Origin of the sequence: Dolichospermum circinale AWQC310F (genome assembly GCF_000426925.1) — a bacterium.
In the GTDB taxonomy this organism is placed as follows: Bacteria; Cyanobacteriota; Cyanobacteriia; order Cyanobacteriales; family Nostocaceae; genus Dolichospermum; species Dolichospermum circinale.
Window position 1 is genome coordinate 22,533 of the sequence record NZ_KE384684.1, and the last position, 1,202, is coordinate 23,734.

1 protein-coding gene and 1 pseudogene are annotated in these 1,202 nt (G+C 28.6%); both read left to right on the forward strand.

The window, feature by feature from the left end; genetic code table 11:
* Positions 1-310 (forward strand): Uma2 family endonuclease (locus tag ACIR310F_RS26830; RefSeq protein WP_231387507.1); only part of this gene is annotated, 310 nt, incomplete at its 5' end.
* Positions 311-565: 255 nt separating this feature from the next.
* Positions 566-1,202: pseudogene (locus ACIR310F_RS26835) on the forward strand (glycosyltransferase); the annotation flags it as partial.

The window sequence follows — 1,202 nt, forward strand, 5'->3', positions numbered from 1 at the left end:
TTATCAAGGTAAAACTCAAAATGTTATTACTAATCCGCTTGTGATTATTGAAGTCTTATCAAAATCCACAGCTAACTATGATCAAGGGGATAAATTTGACGCTTATCGGACGATTCCCAGTTTTCAAGAATATATTTTAATTTCCCAAACTGAATATTATATTAAGCAGTTTGTGAAAAATGAACAAGGTAAATGGCTATTAACTGATTATCGAGGAGAATCAGAAGTTTTAAAGTTGGAAACTGTGGATTTTGAGATGAGTTTAAAAGGACTTTATCAGTACGTTGATTTTAGTCAAAGCGAATATTAGGTATAAGGTTTTACCTTGTGCTGATAAATTAGCTCAAAAGTTGAGAGAGTTAAATATTGATCCTGATAGTTTATGAATAATGATCGCTAATAATGATATTATTTTCTGGATTAGAGAAAACACAATGATATTACTCAACAGGAGAAAATTCACAATGGAGTCTGTGGACAAGTTACAGAAAAAAACAACCCTCAACTAATAAGTTTTTTTAATAAATCCTAGCATTCTCAGATAAACAAAATAAAAATAGCAATCATGGTTAATCAAGTTGAATCATCTGTATTTTCCCAAAAATCTCAAAATTATAAAAAAACTAAGATTCAGAATCTTATTTTTCCTAAAATCGATATATGTACAGTTGATGAACTATATTTTAGAATCAACTCTAAGGTTTTATTTAATTATGAACATCAAATTTTACAACTAAATCAAGGTGGATATGTTAGCTTTGATACATATTTCAATGGTTTTTCTGTAGAAACTTGGAAAACTTATACTAACATTAAAAATGTTGATGTTTGTCTCGAATTGCAAGGTTCATTCAAGATTCAGATTTGCAATATAAACTTAGGTGAAGCTAAAACTGTAGTTTTACAGAAGATAATCAAAAATACACACCTTGATACAATAACAGTTCTAGAAAGTTTTGATATATCTTCTTACGCGGGTATGATCTATATTGAAATAGAAGCATTAAACAACAATTGTCAGATTAGAGGAGGTTGTTTATATTCTTATACAGAACCAGAAAATGATATCAAGTTGGCAGTAGTTATATGTACATATAAAAGAGAAGATTACATATACAAGAATGTAAGTTTGCTACAAAAATATTTATTCAGCCAAGGTGTTTGGGAAGAAAAAATTCAGCTATTCATAATTGATAATGGCA